This window comes from Micromonospora sp. NPDC023888, assembly GCF_040639415.1.
Taxonomy (GTDB): domain Bacteria; phylum Actinomycetota; class Actinomycetes; order Mycobacteriales; family Micromonosporaceae; genus Micromonospora.
The window spans coordinates 49,259-76,018 of the sequence record NZ_JBEZZW010000021.1 but is presented as its reverse complement, the minus strand read 5'-3'; the positions used below and the strand labels follow the sequence as shown (position 1 = coordinate 76,018).

The following is a 26,760-nucleotide window of genomic DNA, read 5'->3' as shown; positions in this document are numbered from 1 at the left end:
CGCGGGTCGATCCGAGCTGGCCCGCGGGAGGGCGTGGGTGGGCCGTCGTCAGCCGACTGTGGCGTTGGTACGGCGTATCGTCGGCGGGTGACCGACGAGGCAACCGCGGAGAACGTCCTCGATCGCCTGCTGCTGGCGCTGGCGGCGCAGGTGCACGCGGCGAAGGGTCGGGCCCTGGCGGCGGGTGCGGTCGAGGCGCTGGCCGACCTGAGCAGAGCCGAGGCCGGTCTGATCTTCGGACAGGTGGGCCTGCTCGTGCACTACGGCGTGGACACCGAGCCACTGGCGACCCTCCTCGATGTGGTCTCGGCGGTCCAACGCGACGAGGCTCCGAAGGATGCGGCCCTCAGGCCGGGTGACGAGGTGCGACTCGTGGGTGAAGTGCCGGAGGGTCTCGCCGACTACGACGGGACGTGGCTTCGCGAGACCAGGTTCGTCGTCCGCTACGTGGGCCGGGATGCGACAGTCGACGTGCAGTCGGACCTGGCCGAGGACTATTTCGTCGCGACAGTGCCGGTCGCCGCCGTGGCGAGGGTGGAGCGCACACCGGGACGGCCCCGCGCGCAAGCCGCGTCGGCGACGGAGACCAGCCCCGAAGCGTGGTAGGTCAGTCGCCTTCGAAGACCGGCACGTCGCCCTGCCGGTGGGCGGCCAGGCCCCGCCGCATGTCCCGGGTCCGTAGCCCGTCGGCGAAGAGGTCGTGCTCCATCGTCAGGTGCTCGTCGAGCGTGTTGCGGTGACTGGCGTCGATGAGCCGCTTCGCGGCGGCGACGGCGTGCGGTGCGCTCGCCGCCAGGTGTCCGGCGGTCCGTAGGGCCCGGTCCAGCAGGTCGGTGGCCGGTACGACTTCGTTGACCAGGCCCTCCCGGAGAGCCCGGGGCGCCCGGATGATCGGTTGTTCGAGGAGGAGCGCGAGCGCCCGTGCCGGCCCGACGACACGGGGCAGGAACCAACTCATCCCCCCGTCCGTCGACGCGCCCAGTGCTCCGTAGGCGAAGTGCAACACGGCCCGCTCGGAGGCGATGCGCAGGTCACAGGCCAATGCCAGGGCGAACCCGGCACCCGCCGCCTGCCCGTTGACCGCCGCGATCACGCAGGCCCGCATCTCGCGCAGGGTGCGCACGACGGTGCCGAGCGCCCCGGTCAGGGGGCGGCTGTACGCGGCGGGGTCGCCCACCTGGCCGGACAGCGCCCGCTCGAAGTCCGCCAGGTCACCGCCGAGCGAGAACGCCTTGCCGGTGCCGGTCAGCACGACCGCGCGTACCGCCGGGTCGTCGGCCAGCGCGGTGGTGTGCCGCAGCAGGTCGTCGAGCATCTCGGCGTCGAGCACGTTGCCGGTGTCCGGGCGGTCCATCGTGAGCACGGCGACGGGTCCGTGGATGGTGCGGGAGACGCAGGGCGCGGTGACGCGGCTGTCACTCATTGAAGACGAGGACCCAGTCGGCGACGCAGGCTGGTTTGGTCTCGCCCTCGATCTCCACCCGCATCTGCACCACGACCCGGCACGCGGCGGCCATCCGGCGGGCCTCCAGGAGGGTCGCGACGCCGCGCACCCGGGAGCCGACCGGCACCGGGGCGCGCATGCGCACCTTGTTCAGGCCGGCGTTGATGACCAGGCGGACGCCGTCGACCTCGACCAGCTCGGACAGGAAGGTGGCGCAGAGCGAGAGCGTGAGCATGCCGTGCGCGATCGTCGTCCCGAACGGACTCTCCGCCGCGGCCCGCTTCTCGTCGACGTGGATCCACTGTTGATCGCCTGTCGCGTCGGCGAACGCGTTGATCCGGGCCTGGTCGATGAGGTGCCATCCGGTGGTGCCGAGCTGCTCGCCGGTGCGCTCGAGCAGGGCATCGATGTTGTCGTATCGGCTCACTGTGCCCACCTTTCCGGCAACGACGGCCGGTCCGCAACCCCACCTGCCGATATCGGCAGCGGATCGGCGGCCGGCTGAGCGATCTTGCAAGCGCACGTCGTCGACGCCGAGCGAAACATGTGTTACAGGAAATAAATAGACGCGACAGTTTTCATGATCCTTGATTGAATCGTCGGTGTTCTATATGTTAACGGGGTCCGTGTGGCCGTCTCGACCGTCTTGGTCAGACCGGGATGGTGGCCGTCCGTGCGGTCCGTGCACCATGGATACAACGGGGGGTTCGCGGGTGAGTGTTGCGCTGTCCGGCACCGGTCTTGATCGAAATCAGACGTCCACCACGCGCAGCCTTGAATTCGGATTGCCGACCACCGGGTGTGCTCTGGTCACCGGGGCTTCCCGCGGGATCGGCCTAGCGGTCGCCCACGCGCTGGCCCGGGGTGGAATGCCGCTGGGGATCAACTTTCGGTCCGACGAGACGGCGGCACGAGCCGCCGCAGAATCGATCATCAATGCGGGCGGCCGCGCGGTGGTGGTGGGTGGCGACGTGTCCGACGCCCCATCCGTGGACGCCCTTTTCAATGCGCTCGAAGACGAGTTCGGCGCGGTCAGCGTACTCGTCAACAACGCGGGCGTCCGCGCTGACGGTTTGCTGGCCGCCCTCGACGACGAGCAGTGGCGAACAGTGCTCTCCACCAACCTCACCGGCTCTTTTCACACAATCCGGCGAGCTCTGCCAAGCATGATCAGGGCCAGATTCGGGCGGATCGTCAACGTCGCCTCGGTGCTCGGCGCCCATTCGATTCCCGGCGTGGGCAACTACGCCGCGGCAAAGGCGGGTCTGGGCGCGCTGACCAGATCGGTAGCGGTGGAGGTGGCGAGAAAGGGCGTCACCGTCAACGCGGTCGCGCCCGGGCTGGCACGCACCGACATGACGCACGACGTGGCGCACCTCGACCAGTCGGTGCGCCGCCACGTGCCGATGCGGCGAGCCGCCAGTCCCGACGAGGTGGCCGCGTGCGTGTGCTTCCTCGCGTCGACGGCGGCCGGATACGTCACCGGCGCGACGCTGGCCGTGGACGGAGGGCTCTCCGCCGCCGCGTTCCAGATCTCCTGAGCTTCGCCCCGGTCATGAGGGGCACGTGTAGACCGACATCCCTGGAGGGCGATATGTCCCAGAATTCTCAGCACAGCCAGGTGGAGATCGAGGAGTTCGTGCGCGAGCAGGTGGAGGCCATGGGCGCGGACGCGGCAGGCATCAGCACCGGCGCCACGCTCGAGGAGATGGGGCTCGACTCGCTGGACGTGGTGGAGTTGAGCCAGGGCGTCCGCAAGGAGCTCGGCATCCAGGTCCGCCCCAACGACTTCGCCGAGGTCAAGTCACTTGCCGACGCCCTCCAGGTGATCTACGAGCGGGCGGGCTGCTCATGACCGGACGGGTCGTGGTGACCGGCATGGGAGTGGTGAGCGCCCTGGGTGTGGGAGCCCAGGCGCTGCACGAGCGTGCCGTCGCGGGAGACTCCGGCCTGGACGACGGGGTCGGCAGGTGCGACTCGTTCGACTGGCGCGGGGTGCTCACCAGGCGGGAGGCGCACCGCACCGACCGGTTCTGCCAGTTCGCCATCGTCGCCGCCGACGAGGCACTCGACCAGGCCGGGTGGGGTGATCAGCCGCCGTACGCGCCGGAGCGGGTGGGCTGTGTGATCGGCTCGGCGATCGGGGGCATCGCGACGATCGAGTCGCAGATCGAGGCGTTGCGCCGCGACGGCCCGGAGTACGTGTCGCCGTTGTCCGTGCCCATGTTGATGGCGAACGCGGCAGCGGCCCAGTTGGCGATCCGCTACCAGTTCCGCGGCGAGGCGTCGTCCATCGTCGCTGCGTGCTCCGGCGGTGCGCAGGCGATCGGGGCCGGGCTGCGGGCGATCCGCACCGGAGAAGCCGACGCGGTGGTGGTCGGCGGGGCCGAGGCGGCCCTGACCCCGTTCACGGAGGCCATCTTCCTCTCGGCCGGCGCGCTCTCGCCCACCGGCCGTTCGGTGCCGTTCGACCAGAAGCGCGACGGCTTCCTCCTCGGCGAGGGAGCGGCCGTCCTGGTGCTGGAGAGTGCCGACGCCGCCGAGCGTCGGGGCGCGGTGGTCCTCGGCGAGGTGCTGGGATACGGAGCCACGACCGACGCCTACCACCTGACCTCTCCCGAACCGAATGCCTCGCTCGCCGCGAAGGCGGTCTCCCTCGCCCTTGCCGACGCCCAGCTACCGGCGGCCGACATCGACTACATCAACGCGCACGGCACCGGGACGGTGCTCAACGACCTGGCCGAGACCAGAGCCCTCCGCACCGCGTTGGGTGAGGCGCTGACCAGCACCCCGATCTCGTCCAGCAAGTCCTACCTGGGCCACCTGCTGGGCGCCGCGGGCGCGGTCGAGGCCGTCGCGACGCTGCAGGCGCTGCGGCACCGGACGGCTCCGCCGACACACGGGCTGACCGAGCCCGACGAGCGCCTCGGGCCACTCACCCACGTCGTGCGGGCCGCGTCGCTACCGGCGCGTGAGGGCGGGTCCGTCGGCCTCTCCACGTCGTTCGGGTTCGGCGGCCACAACGTGGCACTGCTGTTGCGGGCGGTGAGCTGAATGGTCACCGACATCGACTCGACGTCCGTGGCGCTGCCGCCGGTGCCCAGCTCGCTCGGACTCACCACCGACTCCACCGTCCCGCGGCGGTTCGCGCATCGGCAGACCACCGAAGGGGTCTTCGTCACCGGCGTCGCCCGGGACGGGGAACGGCTGGTGGCCGTGGGTCAACTACCGAGGCTGCACCGGTTGTACAACGACACGGCCGGTCGCCACCACGACACCCTCCTGATCGCCGAGGTGCTGCGGCAGGGCGTCGAGGTGATCGCGCACGCCCTGCTCGAGGTGCCGCTGGACAGCCAGTTCGTCCTGCGCTCGGTGGACGTCCGGGTGGAGTCGACCCAGGCGACGATCGTGGGGGAGGACACGGCCGAGATCGTGATCGCCGTACCGGTCGACCGGGTACGCCGCAACCGGCGCGGAGCGGTCTACGCGATCGACGGACCGGTACGAGCCTGGATCGACGGACGGCCCGCCGCGACGATGACCGGCTCGGTGGCCTTCCTCGCCCACGACGGGTACGCGGAGCTGCGCAGCGGCAGTGCCGAGCGGGTCCTCGACGCGCGGCCCGAGCTGCTCGCGATGGCGGCTCCCGGTGCCGTCGTCGGCCGGAGTTTTCCCGGCAACGTGCTGATCACCACTCCGTCCGGGCCACCGCAGTGCGCGTCTGCCGACGTGTTGCCGCTGCGGCACCCCGCCTTCTTCGACCGTCGGCTCGACCACTATCCGGGCATGCTGATCGCCGAGGCGTCGCGCCAGCTCGCCGTCGCCGCCATGGTCGTGCACGCCGACCTCGACGCCGGCGCGCTGCGCACGGATGCGGCGTCGATGGACTTCGTGTCGTTCGCGGAGCTCGACGCCCCCCTGTCCTGCCGGGTCGCCGGGTGGGACACCGACGGCGGCGGCCAGGCGGTGACGGTCTGGGCCGAACAGAAGGGGCAGATCGTCACACGCTCACGATTCGTGCTCAGTCCGGAGGAAACCCGCGGGCCGGAGCTGGGCTCGTGACCGCCGTCGTCGCCGGGGCGGGCGCCGCCCTGCCGGCCACGGTGGTCGGCAACGACCGGTTCGCCCACCTCGGGGTCAACGACGAGTGGATCACCAGTCGGACCGGTGTCGGCAGGCGACACCGGCTCGGCGACGGCGAACGGCTCGGCAACCTGGCCGCCGAGGCGGGCGCCAGGGCGCTCGAGGACGCCGCGGCCACACCGGCCGAGGTCGACTTCGTCGTCGCCGCGACCTCGACCGCCGACCGCATCTCCCCGGGACTCGCCCCGGGGGTGGCGCACCTGTTGGGGACCGGCGCACCGGGCGCGGTCGATCTCAACGGAGCATGCACCGGCTTCCTCTACGCCCTCGACTACGCGATCGGCCGGATCGAGACCGACCGGGCCGACTGCGTCCTCGTGGTCGGAGCGGACGCGATGTCCCGCCTCACCGACGAGGGGGACCGGTCGACGGCCGTGCTGTTCGGCGACGCCGCGGCGGCGGTCGTGGTGCGGGCGGCCCGGGGCACCCGGCGGGCCGGGTGCCCGCAGTACCTCTCCTTCGGGTCCGCGGGCGAGCACGGGGATCTCCTGTACGTCGACCGGGACGACCAGGTGGTGCGCATGCAGGGCGGCGAGGTCTACGAGTTCGCCGTGGAAGCGATGGTCAACGAGGTCAAGGGCAGCTGCTACGCCTGCGAGCTTGCCGTCAGCGACCTCGATGTGCTGGTCAGTCACCAGGCCAACGCCCGGATCGTCCGAGCCGTCGCCCGGCGGCTCGGCTACCCGGCGGACCGGGTCGCGATGTACCTCGACCGCTTCGGCAACACCTCGGCGGCCTCCATCCCGCTCGCTCTCGCCGAGGCCCAGCGGGAGGGGCTGTTGACGGCCGGGGCCCGGGTCGGGCTGGCCGCCTTCGGCGCGGGTCTGACCTGGGGTGCCGGAGTCATCAACTGGAAGGGCTGCGCACACCTGGTGCAGGGCACGGACTGCCCGTAACCGGTCCCGGTCGGATGGCGGCCGGGATGTGCACGGTACGACACGCACGACCGAGGGAGCAGAGATGGAAGTCAAGCCAGCCGCACCCCGCCTCTACACCGGCGAGCACGCCACCCGGCCGTTGCCGTTTCCCGGGATCGTGACGGCCTCGCACTATGTCATGCCGAACTTCGCCACGATGGACTGGCACCAGGTCGAGCCCGGAGAGGTCGAGGCCAACATCGCCAGCCTCGCCGATCCCGGCGGCAACCTCAACGACGAGCTCATGTTGTACATCCATGTGCCGTACTGCAAGTCCTTCTGCCACTACTGCAACTTCAACCGCTACCACTACCCGAAGCAGGACGAGGATCGTCTCGAGCGGTACACGGACTACCTGATCAAGGAGATCGACTGGTACATGCGCCAGCCGTACGTCCAGGCCCGCAGGTTCAGCGCGATCTACGTCGGGGGTGGAAGTCCGTCCACGCTGCCGCTGGGCGCGGTGGACCGCCTCTCGGCCCACCTGCGCAAGGTCGTGCCGGGTTACGACACCATCGAGAAGTCGTTCACCGGAGAGCCCCGGACACTACGACGGCCGGGGATGATGCAGCTCCTGCAGGGCCACGGCTGGAACCGGATCACCTTCGGCATCGAGACGCTCAACCCGACGATCCACCGCAAGATCGGTCGACTGGACACCCGCGAGGACGTCGACTCGGTCTTCGACCAGATGCGGACGCTGAACTTCGACGCCGAGTCGTGTGTGGACATCATGTACGACCTGCCCGGCCAGACGCTCGACGGATTCGTCGACGAGCTGGAGGAGCTGGTGTCGACGTACTCCCCGTCGGAGATCGACGCGTTCTCCACCATCTACCTGCCCTACCGGCCGCTACACAAGCTGATCATGGACGGGCGGGTCGAGCAGCCGGGCACCGCCTGGCAGTTGATGGCGATGCGGGAGCACCTGTACGACTACCTGCTCTCGCGGGGATACCACAACACGCTCGCCGAGACCTACTCCAAGAGTCCGGTACGCAGCCAGTACCAGACCGCGCACTGCGCGCGGCAGGACATCATCGCTGTCGGTTGCGCCGCGCGCGGCAACGTGAAGGACATGGTGTCGATCAACCCGGACAAGGTCGACGACTGGCAGCGCAACATCGACGAGCGGGGCGTGTCGACCGAGACCATGCAGTCCATCGGCCGCGGCGGAGTCCTCGACCGGATCATGGTGATGTTCCCGCGGTACAAGGAACTCACGAAGGACCTTCTCCACCAGTTCGCCGACCTGCCGGACCACGAGCGGGCGCTCGGCGTGCTGCGCGAGCACATCGAGAAAGGTGTGGTCGAGGAGGAGGCGGACCGCTACCTGGTCAACAAGTTGGGCGTGCTGTGGCACGGCAATCTCCAGACCGACTACCTGCGGCACACCCTCAACACCAACGGTGAGCAGATCATGGCCCACCTCACCGAGGTGTCGGACAACTTCGACAACGAGAACAGGTTCGCCGTCACGCCGCAGACGGTCTACATCAAGGAACACGACGCCGAGTTCCCGCGCCTGATGAAGTGAGGCATGGAGATCTTTTCCGAATTCGTGGTCACGACGCCCGTCGGCCGGGACGTGACGGTGCTCGCCGCGGTACCGGATCGGCCACCGCGGGCACTCGTGACGGTGTTGCCCGCGATGGGCGTACCGGCGCGGTTCTACCGGGCGTTGGCCGCCGCACTGTGCCGGCGGGGGCACCTGGTGGCGGTGGTGGAGCTGCCCGGTCAGGGCGCGAGCCCACTGCGGATCCGGCGAGGCGTCGATCTTCGGTACGACGACCTCGTCGACCAGGACATCCGGGCGACAGCCCGGCACCTGCGGGAGGCGTACCCGTCCCGGCCGCTGGTGCTGCTCGGGCACAGCCTCGGCGGTCACCTCGCCCTGCGGTACGCGTCGCGACCCGGCGTCGACGTGGCGGGCGTCGCGCTGGTGGCCTGCGGCTCGGTCTGGTTCCGCTCCTTCGGCGTCCGCCGAGGCCTGCTGAACCTGCTGTGCAGCCAACTGTTCGTGGCCCTCGCCCGGGTCGTCGGATACTGGCCCGGCGACCGCCTGCGCTTCGGCGGACGCCAGCCGACCGGCGTGCTGGGCGACTGGGCCGCCCAGGTCCGCTCCGGGGACCTGACCGGCGGGCATGCCGGCCGGGTCTTCACCTGCCGGTCCCCGGTCCTGCTGATCTCGGTCGACAACGACCGACTCGCCCCGCCCCGCGCGGTGCGGTACCTGACCGCCGCGATACCCCAGGCCCCCGTCGAGCGCTGGCACTACGGCGCGTCCGCCGCCGGTGGGGCGCTCGACCACTTCCGCTGGGCGAAACGGCCGGAGGTACTGGCCGCCCGGGTCGACGACTGGATGGCCCGGACCGCGTCGACATGTCTTTCCGACACCACCGATGGGATGGATCGTGACTGCTGAGACGAGCCGGAGGGGCACCCCGGCTGGACTGCCGCCGGCGCGCCCCGCAACCGCGATCGTGGTGGGTGGTGGGTGGTCGGGCATCGCCGCCGCCTGGTACCTGCGCCGGCACGGAGTGCAGGTGACCCTGCTGGACGAGCAGAACAGCCTGGGTGGCCGCTCGTCCGGCGAGAGGTTGGGCGACCGTGACGTGACCCTCGGCGGCAAGAACATCGGCGCCCGGTACACCGAGTTCCGGTCGTTCGTGCAGGAGTTGGGCGGCGGGCCCTTCGAGCACTTCGGGATCAACACGTCCCGGGTCGAGGACGGGCGGCTGCGTACCGTGGACGGGCAGTCCAAGGCCGCCGGCATAGCCGGGTTCCTCCGGCGCACCCCGCCCCGGGACGTCGTCCGCTTCTGGCGGATGACGCGCTGGGTACGCGGTGACGACCAGGACCGCTTCCTGGGCAGTCCCCGATTTCGGGAACTCAGCCGGGCACACGGCGATCCGACAATGGACGGCTACTTCGGCAGGTACCTGCAGAACGCGCTGGTCCGACCGATGACGGTCCGGATGAACGGTGCCGAACCCGACGAGCTGCACCTGGCCGACTTCAGTGCGAACCTCGGCATGCTGCTCGACCGGTTCGAGCAACTGACCGATGGGTTCCAGACGGTGTTCGGCGAGTTCGCCGCGACGGTGTCGGTCCAGCTGGAAACCCGGGCCGAGGAGTTGCTCGGCGACGGATCCCGCACCACAGGCGTACGCGTGCGGGGGCGGTCCGGCGGCTCCGAGACGTACCTGGCGGACCTGACCGTCCTCGCCGTGCCCGCCAACGCGAGCGCCGCGCTGCTGCGGCCGTCCCACCCCGAGGTCGCCGCCGAACTGGACCAGATCCGGTACTTCCCGGCCGCCGTGGTGATCGCCGAGTACGACCAGCCGGTGTTCGACGTGGCCGCCCGGGCGATCTTCTTCCCACCCGGCAGCGAGGTCAGCAACGCCGGCGCCTACGGCCGCGACGACAGGCACATCATCAGGTACACCTTCAGCGGCCGGCCCGCTCGGCGGAACCTCGTCTCGGCCTCCATCGAGGAACTGCGGACCCGCGCCGAAAGCCAACTCGCGCCGCACTTCCCGGCCATCGCGCAGGCCCGGCTGCGCCACCAGGTGAGCCGCCGATGGCAGCACGCTTTCTGCGCCTACAGCCAGCGGCACCCCGACCGGCTGGAGCGCATCGACAAGCTTCTCGGCGGCTCGGACGGTCTGCTGGTGACTGGCGACTACCGGCGCGGCACCTCGATCGAGGCGTGTTTCCGGGCCGCTCGCGAGCAGGTCGGGTCCGTCGTCGACAACCCGTCGGGCCGACGCTCCGCAGCGACCTGACCGCCCGGGGCCGGCCCGTCGGCGGTCGCCGGAGTCCACGACGACAACGAGCACCTACGCACGAGGGAGGTGGAGCATGGCCACCACGGACCAGACCGGTCACGTCCGGTCGAGCTACGACGTCCGGTCACCGAGGTCACCCATCGAGCCGCCCGCCCGGTCCGCGGACGCGCCGGAGACCGTGGACCTCGCCACGTCGCTGGCGGCGTACCGCGCCATGGTCGTCGGGCGTCGTTTCGACATCCAGGCGACCGCACTCGCCAAACAGGGCTCCCTGTCGGTGTACCCGTCCTCGTACGGGCAGGAGGCGTGCCAGGTCGGCGTGGTCCTGGCCCTCCGGGCGACAGACTGGTTCTTCCCCACCTACCGCGACTCGGTGGCCGTGGTGACCAGGGGAGTGGACCCGGTCGAGACGCTCACCCTGCTCAGCGGGGACTGGCACTGTGGCTACGACCCGATGGTCAGCCGCACCGCGCCGCACTGCACACCGTTGGCGACGCAGGCCCCGCACGCGGTGGGCCTCGCGCTGGCGGCGCGCTGCGTCGGCGACGACACCGTCGCGCTCGCCCTCTGCGGCGACGGGGCCACCAGTGAGGGCGACTTCCACGAGGCGCTCAACCTCGCCGCGGTGCGCGCCGCCCCGGTGGTGTTCGTGGTGCAGAACAACGGCTACGCCATCTCGGTGCCGTTCGCCCAGCAGACCCGCGCCAGCTCGCTTGCCGACCGGGCGGCCGGCTACCGGATGCCCGGTGTCCGGGTGGACGGCAACGACCTGCTCGCGGTCCATTCGGCGGTGACCGCCGCGGTGGAGCGGGCACGTGCGGGGAGAGGGCCGAGCCTGATCGAGGCGGTGACGTACCGGATCGCCCCGCACACGAACGCCGACGACCCGTCGCGGTACCGCGACCCGGCGGAGGTCGAGCGGTGGCGCGGGCACGACCCGATCCGGGGGCTCGCCGCGCACCTGCGCCGGCACGGCGTCCTCGACGACGACCTGCAACTGCGGATCGACGTCGAGGCCGAGTCGTTCGCCGACCGCACCCGCCGGGGTGTGCGAGGTCGTCCCGCCCCGGACCCCGCCGACCTGTTCGCCCACGTGTACGCGGCTCCCACCCAGCAACTCGCCCGACAGGCCCGGCAACTGGCCGCCGAGATCGCCGCCAGCGTCATGCCCGAGGAGACGTCATGACCGCCCCGGCCCGACCCGACACGGACGGCACCGCCGGCGCCACCTCAGGGACCACCTTGGCGAAGGCGCTGAACAGGGCGCTGCACGACGAGATGTCCCACGACGAACGCGTGGTGGTCTTCGGGGAGGACGTCGGCAGGCTCGGCGGGGTCTTCCGGGTGACCGACGGGCTCGCCGCCCGGTTCGGCGAGCAGCGGTGCTTCGACACCCCGGTCGCCGAGTCGGCGATCCTGGGCATGGCCATCGGCATGGCCATGTACGGACTGCGCCCGGTGGTGGAGATGCAGTTCGACGCCTTCGCCTATCCCGCGTTCGAGCAACTGGCCAGTCACCTGGCGAAGATGCGCAACCGGACCCGGGGCGCGGTGTCGCTGCCGGTGGTGGTCCGGGTTCCGTACGGCGGGGGCATCGGCGGCGTCGAGCACCACAGCGACTCCTCCGAGGCGTACGCCGCGCACACCCCCGGTCTGCACGTGCTCACGCCGGGGACCGTCGAGGACGCGTACGGCATGCTGCGCGCGGCTGTCCGCGGCGCCGACCCGGTGGTGTTCTTCGAGCCCAAGCGGTTGTACTGGAGCGTCGCCGACGTGGCGTTGCCGGTCGAGGTGGAGCCGGTGGGCCGGGCGGTGATCCGCCGCGCCGGAACCCACGCGACGCTTGTGGCGTACGGTCCGACGGTTCCGATCGCGCTGGCGGCCGCCGAACTCGGCGTGGCGGAGGGGTACGACCTGGAGGTCGTCGACCTGAGGTCGCTCGTGCCGTTCGACGAGCAGACCGTCCACGAGTCGGTACGACGGACCGGACGCGCGATCGTCGTGCACGAGGCATCCGGGTTCGCGGGGTTCGGCGCGGAGGTGGCGGCCCGGATCTGCGAGGAGTGCTTCCACCACCTGGAAGCTCCGGTGCGGCGGGTGACCGGGTTCGACATCCCCTATCCACCGCCCCGACTGGAGCGCTTCCATCTCCCGTCGGTCGACCGGGTGCTGGACGCCGTGTCGTCGCTCTGGCGGGACCAGTGAACGGCCAGGCCGGGGCCGCCGGCGGGGTACCGCGCACCTTCCACCTCCCCGACCTCGGGGAAGGGCTGGTCTCCGGCGAGATCATCGCGTGGCGTCTCGCGGTGGGGGACCGCGTCGACGTCGACCAGGCGGTGGTCGAGGTCGAGACGGAGAAGACAGTCGTCGAGCTGCCCTGCCCGTACCGGGGGGTGATCGTCGAACTGCACGCCGCTCCCGGTGCGGTGATCCCGGTCGGCGCGCCGCTCGTCACAGTGCTGGTGTCGGAGGAGACCGACCTGGTCGAACCGACCGAGCCGTACCGGTCTGCGTCACCGCCGACCGGCGGGGTGCTCGTGGGTTCCGGACCGGACCCGCACGCGTCGATGCTCACCCGGCGGGGGGCCGGGCCGGTGCGGGGGACCGGTGCGACCCGCCAGCCGGCGCCGCCGTCGACGGCGCGGGCCGCGGCCGCTCCGGCGGTCCGCCGGTTGGCCCGGGAGCTCGGCGTGGAGCTGCACCGCGTCTCAGGTACCGGACCGGGCGGGCTCGTCACCCGCGATGACGTCCTGCGGGCTCACTCCGCGGACCGCGCCGAGCCGTCCGACCCTGGCGACGACGATGACTGAGACCACGACCGGGTGCCCCGCCCGGGTGGCGGCAGCCGTCGACGAGCTGGGCCGGATCGCCGCCGACAGCCCCCGGCGCGGCGCTCGGCAGATCGTGTCGGCGCCGTTCACCGGTGCACCGCTCGTGGAGGTCGGGCTGGCCGACAAGGCCGACGTCCGCGCCGCCTTCGACGCCGCGCGGCCGGCTCAGCAGGCCTGGGCGCGGCTGGACCACCGTTCCCGAGCCCGCCCGTTCATCGCCCTGCACGACGCGTTGTTCCGGCGGCAGGGGGAGATCCTGGACCTGATCCAGGTGGAGACCGGTAAGGCTCGCGCGCACGCCTTCGAGGAACTGCTCGACGCCGCCTCCATCACCCTGTATTACGCCCGCCGCGCGGGTCGCTTCCTCGCGCCCCGGCGGCGCTCCGGCGCGATCCCGCTCTTCACCCGGGCCCGGGAGGCGCGTCTGCCCCGGGGCACCGTCGCGGTCATCACCCCCTGGAACTACCCGCTGGCCCTGGGCCTCGCCGACGTGGTGCCGGCGTTGCTGGCCGGCAACGCGGTGGTCCACAAGCCGGACACCCAGACGACGCTGAGCACCCGATGGGCGTGGCAGGTCCTGGTCCAGGCCGGCCTTCCCCCCGACGTGTGGCAGGTGCTGCCCGGCGACCCCGCCGAGATGGGCGAGACGCTCATCGCCCACGCCGACTCGGTGTGCTTCACCGGATCGACGACCGCCGGCCGGGCGGTGGGCCGGGCCGCCGCCGACCAGCCCGTACCCTGCACCCTCGAACTCGGCGGGAAGAACGCCATGGTGGTGTTGCCCGACGCGGACGTCGCCGCCGCCGTCCGTGGCGTACTGCGGGCGGCCTTCACGTCCGCCGGGCAGCTCTGCATGGCCACCGAGCGGGTCCTCGTGGCCGAACCACTCATGGACCGTCTCCTGCCGGAACTGGTGTCGCGGGTGCGGCGCCTGCGCCTCGGCGCCGGGTTCGACTTCGACGTGGACATGGGCTCGCTGACCACACCACGACAACTGGCCCGCGTCATCGAGCACGTCGAGGACGCCAGGTCGCGGGGCGCGACGGTCCTGACCGGTGGCCGGGCCAGACCCGATCTGGGGCCGCTGTTCTACGAGCCGACGGTGCTGACCGGGGTGGTGAGCGGCATGAAACTTCACCGGGAGGAGACCTTCGGCCCGGTGCTGTCGGTGCGGTCCTTCCGCACCGAGCAGGAAGCGATCGACCTGGTCAACGACACCGACTACGGGCTCACGGCGAGCATCTGGAGCCGGAACGTCCGCCACGCCCGGCGGCTCGCCGGTGACCTACGCACCGGCCTGGTCAACATCAACGAGGGCTTCGCCGCGGCGTACGGCTCGCACGACGCGCCAGCGGGCGGGGTCAAGGGTTCGGGGGTCGGTGTCCGCCACGGACGAGACGGCCTGCTCGCCTTCACCCGCCCCCAGACGGTCGCGAGCCAGCACGTCGTGACGTTCGACCGGCCAGACCGGATCACCGCCGAGAACCACGCGCGGCTCCTGACGGCGGTGTTCCGGACGTTGAAGGCGACCCGCATGCGCTGACCACGGCACCGGTGCGCACCGCCGCCCCGGCTACCGCTCCCGCCGGGACGCGACGAGCTGGATGCCGAGGTTCGCATCCTGCCAGAGCCACCGGATGTGGCCCAGCCCGTTGCGGCGCAACAGTTCCTCGACCGCGCCCCGCGCCACCGGCTGGGCACCCGCCAACGCCAACTCCAACCCCAGGACCGCCGCGCCGAGCTTGCGCTTCGGCGGCAGCGGCAGGGTCATCACCAGCCAACTGCCCGGCACGAGCGCGCGGGCCGCGGCCTCGACGCGCCGTTCGAGGTGCGTGGTCGACCACCCGACGGCCGGAACCCAGGCCAGGCACAGCCGGTCGTCCGGTGCGAAGGAGTCGAGGTCACCGACCCGGACCTCCGGGGCCGGACCCCACGGGTGCCGGCTCTTCCCGGACTCGTCGGCCGGAACGCCATCGGGCTCGATGGCCAGCACCTGGGCAACCGGCAACTCCCGGGCCAGCGCGTCCATCGACCGCCCCCCGTCCCCGGCGGCGCAGCCGATCCGCAGCCCCGGTCGGTCGAGAAGGTCCTCCAGGCCCTCCAACCGTCCGAGCAGCTCGGTGGCGAACACGTCGGTCAGCAGCGGCGCGTCGTCGCCGCGGCCGACGCCGTACACGCCGGGTCCGACCGCGGCGCCCGCCCGCAGGCCGGCACCACCGTCGACCGCGCGCCGCAGACGAGCCTGGAAGGCGGCCGTACGAGGGCCGCCCACGAGCAGCCGTTCCAGACCCGGGTTGACGACGTAGGTGTCCGCGGGCAGCGGCTGCACCAGCGGCGTGTCGGTAAGCGCGCTCAGCAGCTCGCGCGCGGTGTCGGGTGTCAGGCCGGCCCGTTCGGCCGCCTCCGCGACGGTGCGCGGCTGCAGCAGCGCCGCCAACAGGCCCGTGCGCACCGCTGTCGCGCACGACTGGAAGGCCGCCGCCTGCCTCGCCAGCCCGGCGAGCGTGTCGTCCGCCGCGTCGGCCGAGCCGGTGAGGCCGGCCGCGAGCAGCACGTCGTCGATGGCCGCGGACACCTCGGACCGATGCGTCGCCGCGCCCTCCCTGGCCTCCAGCGCGGACACCGCCCACCACGCGTCGGCGAGCCGGGTGACGGTGCGCTCGGCCACGTCCTGCTTGAGCCGGCGGCCCTCCAGCCCGACGATCGACCGCTGCCCGACCTGGATGAGCAACATCTCCTGGGAGCCCTGGCCCCCGATGAGCCCCAGGACGTCGCGCATGTACTGCTCCCAGGGGAACGCGCTCATGTAGCTCTCGCCGCCCTGCAGGGTCATCACCAACTGCCCCACCCGTATCGCGGCCTCCGAGACCTGATGCTTGGCGGTCGTCGCCAACGCGTCGAAGTACGGGTCGCGCTGCTCGGCCCTGGTGCCGTCGAGGGCGCGGTAGAGGGTGGACCTCGCCGACTCCAGCAGCACGCGCATCTCGCCGATCGACCGCTCGACGTTGGGATAGTCCAGCACCCGCCGGCCACCGCGCCGCCGCGTCGAGAGCGACTCGACACAGGCTTCGACGGTCCCCTCGATCGCACCCAGGACCCCGCAGCCGCTCATCATGCGTCGGTTCCGGGCGTACGTGTTGAGTTCGCTCAGCGCGTCGGAGCGCCAGACGAGCCGCCACTCGGGCAGCCGGACGTCGTGCAGCACGACCTGGCCCATGCCCATCGTGCGCATGCCCATCGTCTCCAGGCGCACCGGTGTGACGCCGGGGTCGTCGTGCTCGACGGCGAACGCGAGCATGTCGTTCGACGCCTCGTCGCGTACGTAGCAGATGAACAGGTCCGCGAAGACCGCGCCGGCGAGGAACCGCTTCGCGCCGTTGAGAACCCAGTGCCCGTCCTCGAACCGTGCCGTGGTCTGGTAGTCGTACGGGTCACGGCTCTCGTAGGCACCCTGGACCGCGAAGCGTCGGCCGGCCACGAGGTCCGGGACGTAGCGGTCGATCAGCTCCGTCCGGCCGCTCGACAGGATCAGCTCGGTGTTCTCGACGGTGATGTCGAGCAGCACCGGGAAACCCGGGTCTCGGGAGATGCGGGCCAGCTCCGCGATCACCACACCCCACTCGAACTTGTCCCGCCCGGCGCCACCGATCTCCGTCGGCAGGCCGAACTGCAGCAGGCCTATCTCGCTGGCCTCCTCGAAGAGGCGACGGTCCAGGGGCTGGCAGGCGCGGTTACGGAAGCGCGCACCCGGGTTCGCCCGGTCCAGCAGGAACCCCTCGAAACGGGTGACCGCCTCCCGGCGCAGCGCCTCGGCCTCGCCGTCGATCGTCAGTCGGTCGGCACCCTCGGCCCGGCGGTCCATGATGTCCGCGGCCCGCAAGCGGTTCGTCACGCGACATTCACCCCCTCCTCGTCCGTCCGCGCCCGGCTCAGTGCGGCCAGCTCACCTGCGACATCCGTGAGCGTGTGGTCGCCGAGGAAGCGTTCCAACGGCGCGGTCACGCCGGTGCTCTCCTCGATCTCGAAGGAGAACTGCGCGGCGGTGAGGGAGTCGATCCCCAGCTCGCCCAGGGGCTGGTCGGTGGCAACCTCGTCGATCTCCACGCTCAGCAGCTCGGCGAGCAGCGACCGTAACCACGTGAGGGTCGACTCCGCGTCGCCCGCGGTGTCCAGGGTGTCGATGACGTCCTCCTTCATCCGGCGGGGCCTACCTGCGGTACTGCGGCGCGAGCCGCAGCGGCACCAGGGAGAACGCCCGATCGTCGTCGTCAAGCTCTTGCAGGTGTGTCACCAGCCGGTCCTCGGCCTCGCGGTCGGGTTCGACCGGGAGGCCGAGCCGCGTGGCGATCCGGCGCAACGCGACGCCCAGCCACGCCGGGTCGGCGGCCACGCCGCCGAACACCTCGCGACGTTCGTTCCACAGGTGCAGGCAGCAGGCCGCGGCATGGACCAACGCGTGCCGGCGGGCGTGCTCGTAGCCGCTGTGGGTGCGGTGCGCCGCCTGGTGACCGAGGGCCTCGCGCGTCTCGTCGCGGACCGCCACCAGCCGTCGGCCGAGTGCGGCGAGTCCGTCGTCGGCGAGCCGCTCGACCGCGGTGTCCAACAGATCCACCACCTCGTCCGCCCGGCCGTAGACGATCGACGGCCGGGGCGCCCGTGGAGCCCAGGCCGACACCGGTTCGCCGAAGCCGAAGAGCAGGTCCAACGGGAGTTCGGCCGGCCCGCGTCGCCGCGCGCCGCTGGCGAGTTGGGCGCGGATGCTCTCCAACTGGACCAGCTTCGTGCCCTCGAACACGGGCGTGATGGCGGCGTCGCGGGCGATCTTCTGGAACGCGCCGTCGGCCACGTTCTCCCGCAGGTACGCCCGGGCGCTGAGCACCTCGCCACACGCGCCGACCGCGTCCACGCAGAAGTCGGGCACCACGTACTTGGCCACCGCCGACCACAGCGGCATCCGGTGCAGCGCCACGTCGAGGGCGCGCGCGGCGGCCAACTGGGTGGCCTCGGCGGCCAGCAGGTCGGCGAAGGCGGTGGCGAGCAACGCGCGGACCGGAGGTAGGGCCAGCGCGGGCCGCCCGTACAGAATGCGGCCGCGGGCATGCCGCAGGGCGATCCGCAGCGCGGTGTCGGCGGCACCGAGTGTCATGCCGCCGACCATGGTCCGGGTGAACTGCAACATGCCGGACACCATTTCGATGCCCCGCCCCGGGTTGCCCAGTGTCGCGTTCGCGTCGAGATGACAGTCCCGGAACTCGAAGCCGCTGAGGTCGTGACCGCGCAGGCCGACGGTGCGCACCTTCGGCAGCCGCTGCACGCCCGGCCCGCCGAGGGCGTCGAGATCCGCGAGGAACAGGCCGAAGGACGGCTCGGAGGCGGCCAGCACGGTGGCGAACGACGCGCGGCGGCCGTTGCCCACCAGCCACTTGCGGCCGTTGAGCACGAACCCGTCGGAGACCGGGGCCGCAGTCGTGGCGGTGGCGAGCAGGTCGCTGCCCGCCGCCTCCTCGCTGATCCCCGCCGTGCCGAAGGCGCGGGCCATGATCAGCTCCGCGATCCGGCGGCGCTGCTCCGGACGGCCCCACACCCACACCGGCACGGCGGCCAGGAAGGTCGAGCCGAGGCCTACCGAGATCGCCAGGTCACGACGGGACATGGCCCGCAACACGCCCAGGAGAGACTCGAACGACGCCAGCCGCCCGCCCTCGTCGACGGGCACGAGGTACTCGTGGCAGCCGGCGGACCACACCGCCTCGAACGCGGCGGTCGGCACCGCCTCACGTTCGTCGGCCTGGACGCCCGCGGCCAGCGTGATGCCCGCACCCGGATCGAACGGGCAGCCGAGTCGCTGCTCCAACTCGGCCGCGGCGGCGTACCCCGCCAGCGACGGGACGCGGGCCGACGTCGTCATACCCGCTCCACCACGTACGCGTACGGCAGGCCGTCGTCGGCAAGCCTCAGCTCGCTGACGAAGGCGATCTCGTCGCCCAGCCGGTAGCCGGTGGTGTGGACGTCGAACCGATCCCAGAGCTGCCCCGCCCGCAGCCAGGTGACGTCCACCCGGCGGATCCCCTCGGTCAGCGCACGCCGTAGCTGTGGCGCCCGCGAGCCGTGCCGCAGCAGCAGTTCCTCCCGGGCCGCGCCGGCGAAACCCAACGACTCCGCCCAATACCACTGGTCGGCCACCTCGCAGTGGTGCCGGTGCACGCGGGTCGACAGCGTCACCGACGCGAGTCGTTGACCGTCGCGCTCGAGCATCGCGCGCAGCGCCGGAACCTGACTGCGGAAGGGCGAGCGCTCGCGCTCGTCCGCCCCGAACCGTTCGACGATCCGGTCGGGCAGTGGGGCGGGTGTGCCCGACAGCGCCTGGTCGCCGCTGAGCTGGAGCGGCACCGACGCCGCCCGGGTACGCACCGCGACCCCGCCGGGGCCGGAGATGGTCATCTCGACCTCGAGTTGGGATGAGCGCGGCCCACGGACCCGACCCCGCACGTCGACGAGCGCGTCGTCGGCGTCCTCGAAGCGCAGCGGCTGCTCGTATTCGAGCTGCCACGCCCACAACACGAGGCCCACGCGGTGCTGAGAGACCAGGGTGCGGTGGCTGCACACGTGATCACGCAGCCAACGGGTCCCGGCCTGGAAACCCAGGCGACCCACCGCCACGGTCTGGAGTTGGTTGGGCGTGAAGTAGCTGGCGTCGAGCACGACCTCGTAGGCTGAGCTGCGCGGCATGCGAGCTAGCCTCCCGAGACGGCTGTGACGATGTCGACGCGGTCGTCCTCGACGGCCTCCCGGTCCAACTCGTCGACGGAGAGTTGCTCCCCGTTGAGCGCGATGAAGTGCGTCGCGCGCACCGCGCCCTCGCGATCCGAGAGGACGTCGCGCAGGTTGGGGTAACGGGCCGCGAGCTGGTCCAGGCCCTCGCGCACCGTCGTGCCCTCGACCTCGATCTCGTTCTCGTAGTTGGTGAACCGGAGCAGGATGCCACGAACCTTGATGATCACTGGATGGGTCCCTTCGTGGTGACGGCTGCCGATCCCGGAGCACTCACGCCGCTGCGCCGGGCATCTGCCAACTGGTCACTTCCGCCAACTCGCCGGCCAGGTACTGGCGGCGGGCGAGCCAGCGCTGGACCTTGCCGCTTGAGGTCTTCGGCATGGTGCGCGCCTTGATCAGCACGATGGCGTACGGCGCCACGCTCGACTCCCGCGAGACGCAGCGGCGAATGCCCTCGATGATCGCCTGGTGTTGGTCGTCGGTCCTGCCGGGGTCGACCTCGTAGACCACCACGAGCCGCTCGACGGCGCCATCGTCGTCCTCCACGGCGAAGGCGGCGCCGCAGTCGCGGCGGATGCCGGCCACGTCGGTCTCGCAGATCTGCTCGATGTCGACCGGGTGGTAGTTGCGACCGTTCAGGACGATGAGATCCTTCACGCGTCCGGCCACGAAGAGGTCGCCGTCCGCCACGAAGCCCAGGTCGCCGGTACGCAGGTAGGGCCCCTCGCCGGTGGCCGTCATCGCGCCGAAGGTGTCGGCGGTGTCGCTCGGCCGACGCCAGTAACCGGCGGCGACGCTCGGTGAATCGACCCAGATCTCGCCGACCTGGCCGGGCAGGACCGGTTCGGCGGTGGTGGGGTCGACGATGGTGATCCGGGTGTCCGGCCCGGGTGCGCCACATCCGACGATCCGCCGGGAGGGCTCTCCGGACGTCGCCGGCCGAGCCACCCGCGCCAACTCCAGAGCGTCGCGGGCGACCGAGACCGAACGCCACCCGCCCAGGCGGGCGCCGCCGCTCACCAACAACGTCGCCTCGGCCAGCCCGTAGCAGGGATAGATCGCCTCGGGTCGCAGCCCGTACGGCTCGAAGACCTTGAGGAATCGTTCGATCGTGTCCGGGCGGACCGGCTCGGCACCGGTGAAGCTCAGTTCGACCGAGGAGAGATCGAGGTCGACCAGGTCGGCCTCCTTGACCCGCTTGACGCAGAGGTCGTAAGCGAAGTTCGGCCCGCCGGTGTGCGTGGCGCGGTAGCGGGAGACCACCTTCATCCAGGACAGCGGTCGGCGCAGGAAGGTGATCGGGGACATGAACGTCGCCGGGATCCCGCTGGTCACCGGGGTCAGCAGACCGCCGATCAGGCCCATGTCGTGATAGGGCGGCAGCCAGACGGCCGCCGAGGCTCCGTCGTGGAGCCCGAAGCTGCGGGTGATGTCCGCGGTGTTCGAGATCAGGTGACCGTGGTTCAACATGACGCCGCGCGGCAGCGAGGTGGACCCGGAGGTGTATTGCAGGACCGCGAGCGAGTCACCTGACGACCGGGGCGAGAGGTCGTGCTCGGCGTGGCCGGCCAGGTCGGTCGTGACGACCCGCGGGGCCGGCGACACGGACGAGCTGGACAGCCAGTCTGTGATCATGGGCGCGCCGGACGACGTGGTCAGCACGAGGCTCGCTCCCGCGTCCTCGATGATGGACATCAGTCGTGACATGGTGCGTGGTTGTCGCGTCGCACCTGGCGGAAACGCCGGGATGGCGACCGCGCCGGAATAGAAGCAGGCGAACAGCGCGGTGAGATAGTCCAACCCCGGTGGGTAGAGCAGCAGGGCACGCTCGGGCTGCCCGTCGGTGACGTCGAGGATATTGATCGCGACCGCGCGGGCGCGCCGATCCAACTCGCCGTAGGTGATCTCCTCGGCGTGCCCGTCGTCGAGCACGAATCGAAAGGCCAGAGACTCTGCCGACTCGCGGGCTCGGGCGCGCAGAACGTGCGCGAAGCCCACTGACGGGCAGCGTGGCAGCTCCGCCAATTTTCCCCCCGTGATTCAGATGTGGTCTGCGAGCAGCGGCAACCCGTCGGCCGGCGAGCCGCGAGTCCGCGACGACAACGTACCATCGGCGGCCGTGACTCCGCTGCGTCCATTCCGGGCCGTCGTCGGCCCGGGACGGAGCATATTGCTAGACGGGGTTTGGGCCCTCTGCTAGCCTCCGCCCAAGGTGCTTCATGCGGAGCGTCGGCTAGGTCTAACGGGGGATTTTCATGGACTCATTGCCGCCACTTGTCATGCCCAATGTGGAGTTAACCAAAGAGGACGTAACCCGTTACAGCCGACATTTGATCATCCCCGAGGTGGGGGTTGCCGGGCAGCGCCGACTCGCCAGCGCGAGGGTGCTGGTGATCGGTGCCGGGGGCCTGGGCTCGCCCGCCCTGCTCTACCTCGCCGCCGCCGGGGTCGGCACGCTGGGGATCGTCGAGTTCGACACGGTCGAAGGCTCCAACCTGCAACGACAGATCATCCATGGCGAGTCGGATGTCGGCCGACCCAAGGCGACGAGCGCCGAAGATTCGATACGCCGGATCAACAGCGCCGTGCACGTGCGTCTCCATCAACTGAGGCTCGATTCGGACAACGCCGTCGATCTTTTCCGCCAATACGACCTGATCATCGACGGCACTGACAACTTCGCCACCCGGTACCTGGTGAATGACGCCGCCGCGTTGGCCGGAAAGCCCTATGTCTACGGTTCGGTCTACCGATTCGAAGGCCAGGTGTCGGTTTTCTGGGAAGGCGCGCCGAACGGCCGCGGCATCACCTACCGCGATGTCTACCCGGAGGCGCCACCGCCCGGGTTGGTGCCATCCTGCGCCGAGGGCGGCGTGCTGGGAATGCTCTGCGCCACCGTCGGATCCATCATGGTGACCGAGGCGGTAAAACTGATCACCGGTATCGGTGAGCCACTGCTCGGCCGTTTGCTGATCTACGACGCGCTGCGGATGGATTTCACGACGATGACGCTTCGCCGCCCTGCGAATCGCCGACCGATCGACAGGCTCATCGACTACGAGGAGTTTTGCGGTGTGGTGTCCGGCGAGGCCCGCGACGCGGTGGCCGGGTCCACCGTGACGCCCCGCGAACTCTACGACCTGTTGAAGGCCGGCGAGGACATCGAGGTCATCGACGTCCGGGAGCCAGCCGAATGGGACATCGTCCACATCGCTGGCGCCACGCTCATCCCGAAGGATCTCATCCTCTCGGGCGAGGCGCTGTCCCGACTGCCCGAGCACAAGCAGATCGTGCTGCACTGCAAGACGGGGGCGCGCTCAGCCGAAGTGCTCGCGGCCCTCAAGCGGGCCGGGTTCACCAACGCGTCCCATCTGCAGGGCGGAGTCATCGCGTGGGCGAAGCAGGTCGAGCCGAGTCTTCCGGTGTACTGAGCCCGCGCGGCCCCGACCGCCCGGCGAGTCAGGCCTCTGTCATCCGCCGACCGACCAGCCGGGCGAGCGAGTGCGCGGCGGTCACCGGTCGCACCAGCACCGTGACTTCGCTGATCAGCCCGTCGTCCCCGGTGGCGAGGACGTCCATCCCGGTGATCGACTTGCCGTCCACGGTGGCGGTGAACTCGAGCGCGTGCCGAGGCGAGCCGGCGGCGGAGCGGACCGGGTTGATGCTGCGGCCGTCGAACTCCGCCGTGTAGGCGAAATCCTCGAACACCTCCGCCAGGGCGGTGAGCAGCGGTGCCACGGCCGCCCTGCTGCGGTAGGGCTTGGGCATGACCGGGCTGTGGAAGGTGACGTCGGGGGAGAGCGTCGCAAGGATCCCAGGGACGTCCTTTTCCAGCACGGTGCGCCGGAAATCGTCAACCACTCCCACTGCTTCGCCTCACTCTCACCATTATCGAAGAATCGTTCAGCTTGCGAGGTACGGTGTCGCCGGGTCCAGATTCGGGTCGCGTGACAACACCATCTGGTGCAATCGCTTGAGTCGCGGGCCGGGCTCCATCCCAAGCTCCTCGACCAGTCGGCGGTGCAATTGTCGATAGACCCGCAGAGCTTCCGCGATCCGGCCGGAACGATAAAGCGCAAGCATCAGGTGCTCGTGCAGATTCTCCCAGGTGGGGTATTCGGCGACCACGCCGTAGAGTTCACCGACGAGGTTGCGTCGATAGCCCAGCCGGAGATCGAGGTCAATCCGGCGTTCGTACGCGATGATCCGACTCTCGTCGTACTGCCGCGCCACGTTCTCGAGCAGACCCGAACCGCGCACGTCGGCCAGGACCGGGCCCCGGTAGATCTCGAGCGCCCGGGACAACTCCATGGCCTCCACCGCGGGCATGCCGGCCGCCTCGGCACGGTCGGCGGCAGCGAGATGCTGCTGGAAGATCGTGAGGTCGCAACTGTGCTCGGCCAGCGAGAGCTGGTATCCCGACGGGTGGCTCACCACGATCTGGGGGTTGACCCCGTCGCCGAGGTGCCGGCGGAGCTTTGAGATGTAGACCTGGAGCCCGGTGCTCGCCGTCCTGGGTGGAGCGCCGCCCCACAACTCCTCAATCAGGCGCTGCGTCGAGACAATCTGATCACCCTGCGTTATGAGAAGCGCGAGGAGTGACCGCAGTTTCAACGCTCGCGGTGTCCGATTGCAACCGTCGTCGGTGACGATGACCGGGCCGAGGATACCGAATCTCACCTTGCATTCCTCTCGAACAACCGAGGGATTCGGCCGTAGGGCAGCATCAATCATCCGCCCACCATAGGTAGGCGGAATTGAATGCGTTACCTGGCCGTAACCCCCCGTCCCCCCATTAGTTCCGTGAGCGCCCACCCGACACCATACACGAGACCTAAGATGACCCAAGTCGATCGAGTACAAACGATGCAAAGCGTGATTAATGTGGGCATCCCAATAGCGGGAGACGTACGCATTCGGGCCGCGTTGACGGTCGGTTGGGACGCGCCCGTCGTGGTTGGTCCTGATCACAACCGGTGGACGTCAGGATGCTGAGCTTCGCCGCGGTTGGGGTTGAATTGGGCCAACCTATCGTGTCGGCTGTCGATGGGTTGCGGGCAGGTGGAATCCGGTCCTCGGCTCAGTACACCCCGGCCTCGAGGCGACCGGCGTCGTGCCGCACACCGGACGGCGCGAGCGCGGCCAGCGTCTCGTCCAGCACCAGGAAGAAGTGATCGACGTCCTCGGTGGTCAACTGCCCCATCGTCGCGACGATCGCCGCCTCCCGGCCCACCGACGATGCCGGATAGATGACCACCCCGGCCGCCGACATCGCGTCACAGAGCGTGGCCGCGGTCAACGGCGGCGGGACCTCGAACGCGGTGACCGAACTCGAGCGGTCCGGCGCGGGCACCAACAGCCGCAGACCGCGCCGGGCCAAACCGACCCGCACCCGCTCGGAGTGGGCCGCGTAGCGGGCCGAACGCGGGAGGACGCCCTCGTCGAGAGCGAGCGCCAGGGCCTCGTCCAGGGCGAGGAGCAACTGCACGGCAGGTGTGAACAGCGGCGCGTCGTTGCGCTGCTGAGCCAGGTAGTGCTGGTGCAGGTCCAGGTAGAAGCTGCGCGGGCCGACCGCGGCGAGCGACTCGAAGCGCTCCGGCCGGGCGCAGACGAAGCTGAGACCGGCCAACGCCTCGATGCACTTGTTCGCCGAGCCCACCAGCCAGTCCACCGGGTCCCGCGCGAGGTCGAGCTGCTCGGCTCCGATGCTGCTGATCCCGTCCACGATGAACTCGTGCCCGGCGGCCCGCACGATCCGGGCGATCGCCGGCACCGGATTGAGGACACCGAGGCTGGTCTCGTGATGCACCATGGCGACGTGGGTGATGGTCGGGCGCGCGTCGAGCGCCTGCTGCACCGCCGCGGGATCGACCGCCCGGCCCACCGGCAGGCGCAGGGTGGTGTAGCGCAGCCGGTGCACCGCCGCGATCTGCTCCAACCGGTCTCCGAAGCGGCCGTTCGACACGATCAGCAGTTCGGCGTCCGTCGGTGGGACGGAGCACAGCACCGCCTCCAACGCGGCCGTCCCCGAACCGGTCAGCAGCACCGACGTGTACTGGTCCGCGCCCCCGCACAGCGCGGCGAGCTTGCGCCGCACCTCGGCCAGACAGCGTCGAGTCACCCACTCGCGGTGCCCCAGGTCGGTACGGGAGACCGCCTGGCGCACCGACGACGCGACGGCGACCGGCCCCGGCGTCAGCAGCAACCGGCCGCCGGCCGGGCCCCGTGCCGGCGATCCCTTCGGCGCGTCGGTCATGACGCGCTGTCCGCGGTGGACGCGGCCACGGTCGGTGACAGCCGGCGGGCGGTGTCCGCGAGCACCGTGGCGACGCGCACGTGCCCGGCGGTGTTGAGGTGGATCCCGTCGTCGCTCCACATGTCCTCGGCCTCGGGGGGTGCCACGTCCACGCGGACGACCGCGCCCCTTGCCGCCTCGGCGCGGAGCAGTTCGTCGAACTCGGCGATCCAGCGTTCCATCCGCCGCCGCCGGAACGCGGAGACCGGTAGCTTCGCCGAGGGCGTCGGCAGCGCCGGCATCAACACGAGCGCCCCGGCCCGCGTGCCCCAGTCGAACAGATCCGTCAGGGCGGTCCGTACCGTGCTCATCGGGCTGCCCTGGACCGCGTCGTTCATCCCGCAGTTGATCACCACGAGGTCGGGTCGCAGTTGGCGTACCGCAGCGAGCTGGTCGGCCGCGACCTGCGCCGTGGTGGCACCTTCGGCACCGGTGTTCACCACGTCCTCGGCGCTGATGCCGAGCATGCTCGCCAGCCGGCTCGACCAGCCGATCCAGCCCCCAGCCGGATCCGGATCCCCACGCCCCAGGGTGAGGCTGTCCCCCATCGAAACGAGCTGCACTG

The 26,760-nt window shown here is 70.7% G+C and carries 26 protein-coding genes; 14 read left to right on the top strand and 12 right to left on the bottom strand.

Features of this window, described 5'->3' with window-relative positions; genetic code table 11:
* The first annotated feature begins 87 nt into the window (after positions 1–87).
* The gene (locus AB0F61_RS19910; protein ID WP_357811689.1) at positions 88–606 is read left to right on the top strand and encodes a hypothetical protein; all 519 of its coding nucleotides are present in this window, start codon (positions 88–90) and stop codon (positions 604–606) included.
* 1 nt (position 607) lies between these two features.
* Here the strand turns inward: AB0F61_RS19910 and AB0F61_RS19905 are convergent, their stop codons facing one another.
* Both AB0F61_RS19905 and AB0F61_RS19900 read right to left on the bottom strand, forming a co-directional pair.
* Positions 608–1,423 carry an enoyl-CoA hydratase/isomerase family protein gene (locus tag AB0F61_RS19905; protein WP_357811687.1) on the bottom strand — a complete coding sequence of 272 codons (816 nt, stop codon included), beginning with the start codon at positions 1,421–1,423 and terminating at the stop codon, positions 608–610.
* The gene (locus AB0F61_RS19900; protein WP_357811685.1) at positions 1,416–1,871 is read right to left on the bottom strand and encodes a MaoC family dehydratase; all 456 of its coding nucleotides are present in this window, start codon (positions 1,869–1,871) and stop codon (positions 1,416–1,418) included. The genes AB0F61_RS19905 and AB0F61_RS19900 overlap by 8 nt, the downstream gene beginning before the upstream one ends.
* A gap of 286 nt (positions 1,872–2,157) precedes the next feature.
* Here AB0F61_RS19900 and AB0F61_RS19895 point away from each other — a divergent pair, with 286 nt between their 5' ends.
* The 12 genes from AB0F61_RS19895 to AB0F61_RS19840 all read left to right on the top strand — a co-directional run bounded on the left by AB0F61_RS19895 (position 2,158) and on the right by AB0F61_RS19840 (position 14,669).
* A complete protein-coding gene (locus AB0F61_RS19895) occupies positions 2,158–2,985 on the top strand; it encodes an SDR family NAD(P)-dependent oxidoreductase (RefSeq protein WP_357811683.1) in 828 nt (275 codons plus the stop codon).
* 53 nt (positions 2,986–3,038) lie between these two features.
* Complete coding sequence (locus tag AB0F61_RS19890; protein ID WP_355028309.1) at positions 3,039–3,299, top strand: acyl carrier protein; 261 nt, start codon at positions 3,039–3,041, stop codon at positions 3,297–3,299.
* Positions 3,296–4,498: a beta-ketoacyl-[acyl-carrier-protein] synthase family protein gene (locus AB0F61_RS19885; protein ID WP_357811680.1), complete on the top strand. Its 1,203-nt coding sequence runs from the start codon at positions 3,296–3,298 to the stop codon at positions 4,496–4,498. Before AB0F61_RS19890 ends, AB0F61_RS19885 begins: the two co-directional genes overlap by 4 nt.
* Positions 4,499–5,506 carry an AfsA-related hotdog domain-containing protein gene (locus AB0F61_RS19880; protein WP_357811678.1) on the top strand — a complete coding sequence of 336 codons (1,008 nt, stop codon included), beginning with the start codon at positions 4,499–4,501 and terminating at the stop codon, positions 5,504–5,506.
* Complete coding sequence (locus AB0F61_RS19875) at positions 5,503–6,483, top strand: beta-ketoacyl-ACP synthase 3 (RefSeq protein WP_357811676.1); 981 nt, start codon at positions 5,503–5,505, stop codon at positions 6,481–6,483. The genes AB0F61_RS19880 and AB0F61_RS19875 overlap by 4 nt, the downstream gene beginning before the upstream one ends.
* Positions 6,484–6,547: 64 nt before the next feature.
* Complete coding sequence (locus tag AB0F61_RS19870) at positions 6,548–8,041, top strand: radical SAM protein (protein ID WP_357811674.1); 1,494 nt, start codon at positions 6,548–6,550, stop codon at positions 8,039–8,041.
* 3 nt (positions 8,042–8,044) lie between these two features.
* Positions 8,045–8,929 carry an alpha/beta fold hydrolase gene (locus tag AB0F61_RS19865; RefSeq protein WP_357811671.1) on the top strand — a complete coding sequence of 295 codons (885 nt, stop codon included), beginning with the start codon at positions 8,045–8,047 and terminating at the stop codon, positions 8,927–8,929.
* On the top strand, positions 8,919–10,292 hold the full coding sequence (locus tag AB0F61_RS19860) for an FAD-dependent oxidoreductase (protein WP_357811669.1): 1,374 nt from the start codon (positions 8,919–8,921) through the stop codon (positions 10,290–10,292). Before AB0F61_RS19865 ends, AB0F61_RS19860 begins: the two co-directional genes overlap by 11 nt.
* A gap of 76 nt (positions 10,293–10,368) precedes the next feature.
* Positions 10,369–11,481, top strand: coding sequence for a thiamine pyrophosphate-dependent dehydrogenase E1 component subunit alpha (locus AB0F61_RS19855; protein WP_357811667.1), 1,113 nt, complete (start codon positions 10,369–10,371; stop codon positions 11,479–11,481).
* Entirely contained in the window at positions 11,478–12,500 is a 1,023-nt protein-coding gene (locus tag AB0F61_RS19850; RefSeq protein WP_357811665.1) for an alpha-ketoacid dehydrogenase subunit beta, read from the top strand. The genes AB0F61_RS19855 and AB0F61_RS19850 overlap by 4 nt, the downstream gene beginning before the upstream one ends.
* A complete protein-coding gene (locus AB0F61_RS19845) occupies positions 12,497–13,105 on the top strand; it encodes a biotin/lipoyl-containing protein (RefSeq protein ID WP_357811663.1) in 609 nt (202 codons plus the stop codon). The genes AB0F61_RS19850 and AB0F61_RS19845 overlap by 4 nt, the downstream gene beginning before the upstream one ends.
* Complete coding sequence (locus tag AB0F61_RS19840) at positions 13,098–14,669, top strand: succinic semialdehyde dehydrogenase (protein ID WP_357811661.1); 1,572 nt, start codon at positions 13,098–13,100, stop codon at positions 14,667–14,669. The genes AB0F61_RS19845 and AB0F61_RS19840 overlap by 8 nt, the downstream gene beginning before the upstream one ends.
* Positions 14,670–14,699: 30 nt before the next feature.
* Here AB0F61_RS19840 and AB0F61_RS19835 read toward each other — a convergent pair whose 3' ends face one another.
* Genes AB0F61_RS19835 through AB0F61_RS19810 form a run of 6 tightly spaced genes read right to left on the bottom strand, consistent with a single transcriptional unit; the run spans position 14,700 to position 21,898 of the window.
* Positions 14,700–17,018: an acyl-CoA dehydrogenase family protein gene (locus AB0F61_RS19835; RefSeq protein ID WP_357811659.1), complete on the bottom strand. Its 2,319-nt coding sequence runs from the start codon at positions 17,016–17,018 to the stop codon at positions 14,700–14,702.
* On the bottom strand, positions 17,015–17,323 hold the full coding sequence (locus tag AB0F61_RS19830) for an acyl carrier protein (protein WP_357811657.1): 309 nt from the start codon (positions 17,321–17,323) through the stop codon (positions 17,015–17,017). The genes AB0F61_RS19835 and AB0F61_RS19830 overlap by 4 nt, the downstream gene beginning before the upstream one ends.
* A 10-nt stretch (positions 17,324–17,333) precedes the next feature.
* Positions 17,334–19,034, bottom strand: coding sequence for an acyl-CoA dehydrogenase family protein (locus AB0F61_RS19825; RefSeq protein WP_357811655.1), 1,701 nt, complete (start codon positions 19,032–19,034; stop codon positions 17,334–17,336).
* A complete protein-coding gene (locus tag AB0F61_RS19820; RefSeq protein ID WP_357811653.1) occupies positions 19,031–19,855 on the bottom strand; it encodes a hypothetical protein in 825 nt (274 codons plus the stop codon). Before AB0F61_RS19820 ends, AB0F61_RS19825 begins: the two co-directional genes overlap by 4 nt.
* A 5-nt stretch (positions 19,856–19,860) precedes the next feature.
* A complete protein-coding gene (locus tag AB0F61_RS19815) occupies positions 19,861–20,127 on the bottom strand; it encodes a MoaD/ThiS family protein (protein WP_355028294.1) in 267 nt (88 codons plus the stop codon).
* 43 nt (positions 20,128–20,170) lie between these two features.
* Positions 20,171–21,898, bottom strand: a complete 1,728-nt coding sequence (locus tag AB0F61_RS19810) for a fatty acyl-AMP ligase (RefSeq protein ID WP_357811650.1) — start codon at positions 21,896–21,898, stop codon at positions 20,171–20,173.
* A gap of 257 nt (positions 21,899–22,155) precedes the next feature.
* Between AB0F61_RS19810 and moeZ the strand changes: the two genes are divergently transcribed.
* Positions 22,156–23,331 carry an adenylyltransferase/sulfurtransferase MoeZ gene (moeZ, locus tag AB0F61_RS19805; protein WP_357811648.1) on the top strand — a complete coding sequence of 392 codons (1,176 nt, stop codon included), beginning with the start codon at positions 22,156–22,158 and terminating at the stop codon, positions 23,329–23,331.
* Between the two features lie 28 nt (positions 23,332–23,359).
* Here the strand turns inward: moeZ and AB0F61_RS19800 are convergent, their stop codons facing one another.
* The 4 genes from AB0F61_RS19800 to AB0F61_RS19785 form a co-directional block, all read right to left on the bottom strand.
* Positions 23,360–23,761, bottom strand: coding sequence for a nuclear transport factor 2 family protein (locus AB0F61_RS19800; RefSeq protein WP_357811646.1), 402 nt, complete (start codon positions 23,759–23,761; stop codon positions 23,360–23,362).
* A gap of 42 nt (positions 23,762–23,803) precedes the next feature.
* Positions 23,804–24,580, bottom strand: a complete 777-nt coding sequence (locus AB0F61_RS19795) for an AfsR/SARP family transcriptional regulator (protein ID WP_357811644.1) — start codon at positions 24,578–24,580, stop codon at positions 23,804–23,806.
* 400 nt (positions 24,581–24,980) lie between these two features.
* The gene (locus AB0F61_RS19790) at positions 24,981–26,156 is read right to left on the bottom strand and encodes an aminotransferase class V-fold PLP-dependent enzyme (RefSeq protein ID WP_357811641.1); all 1,176 of its coding nucleotides are present in this window, start codon (positions 26,154–26,156) and stop codon (positions 24,981–24,983) included.
* Positions 26,153–26,758: an SGNH/GDSL hydrolase family protein gene (locus AB0F61_RS19785; RefSeq protein ID WP_357811639.1), complete on the bottom strand. Its 606-nt coding sequence runs from the start codon at positions 26,756–26,758 to the stop codon at positions 26,153–26,155. Before AB0F61_RS19785 ends, AB0F61_RS19790 begins: the two co-directional genes overlap by 4 nt.
* Between the last annotated feature and the right edge of the window lie 2 nt (positions 26,759–26,760).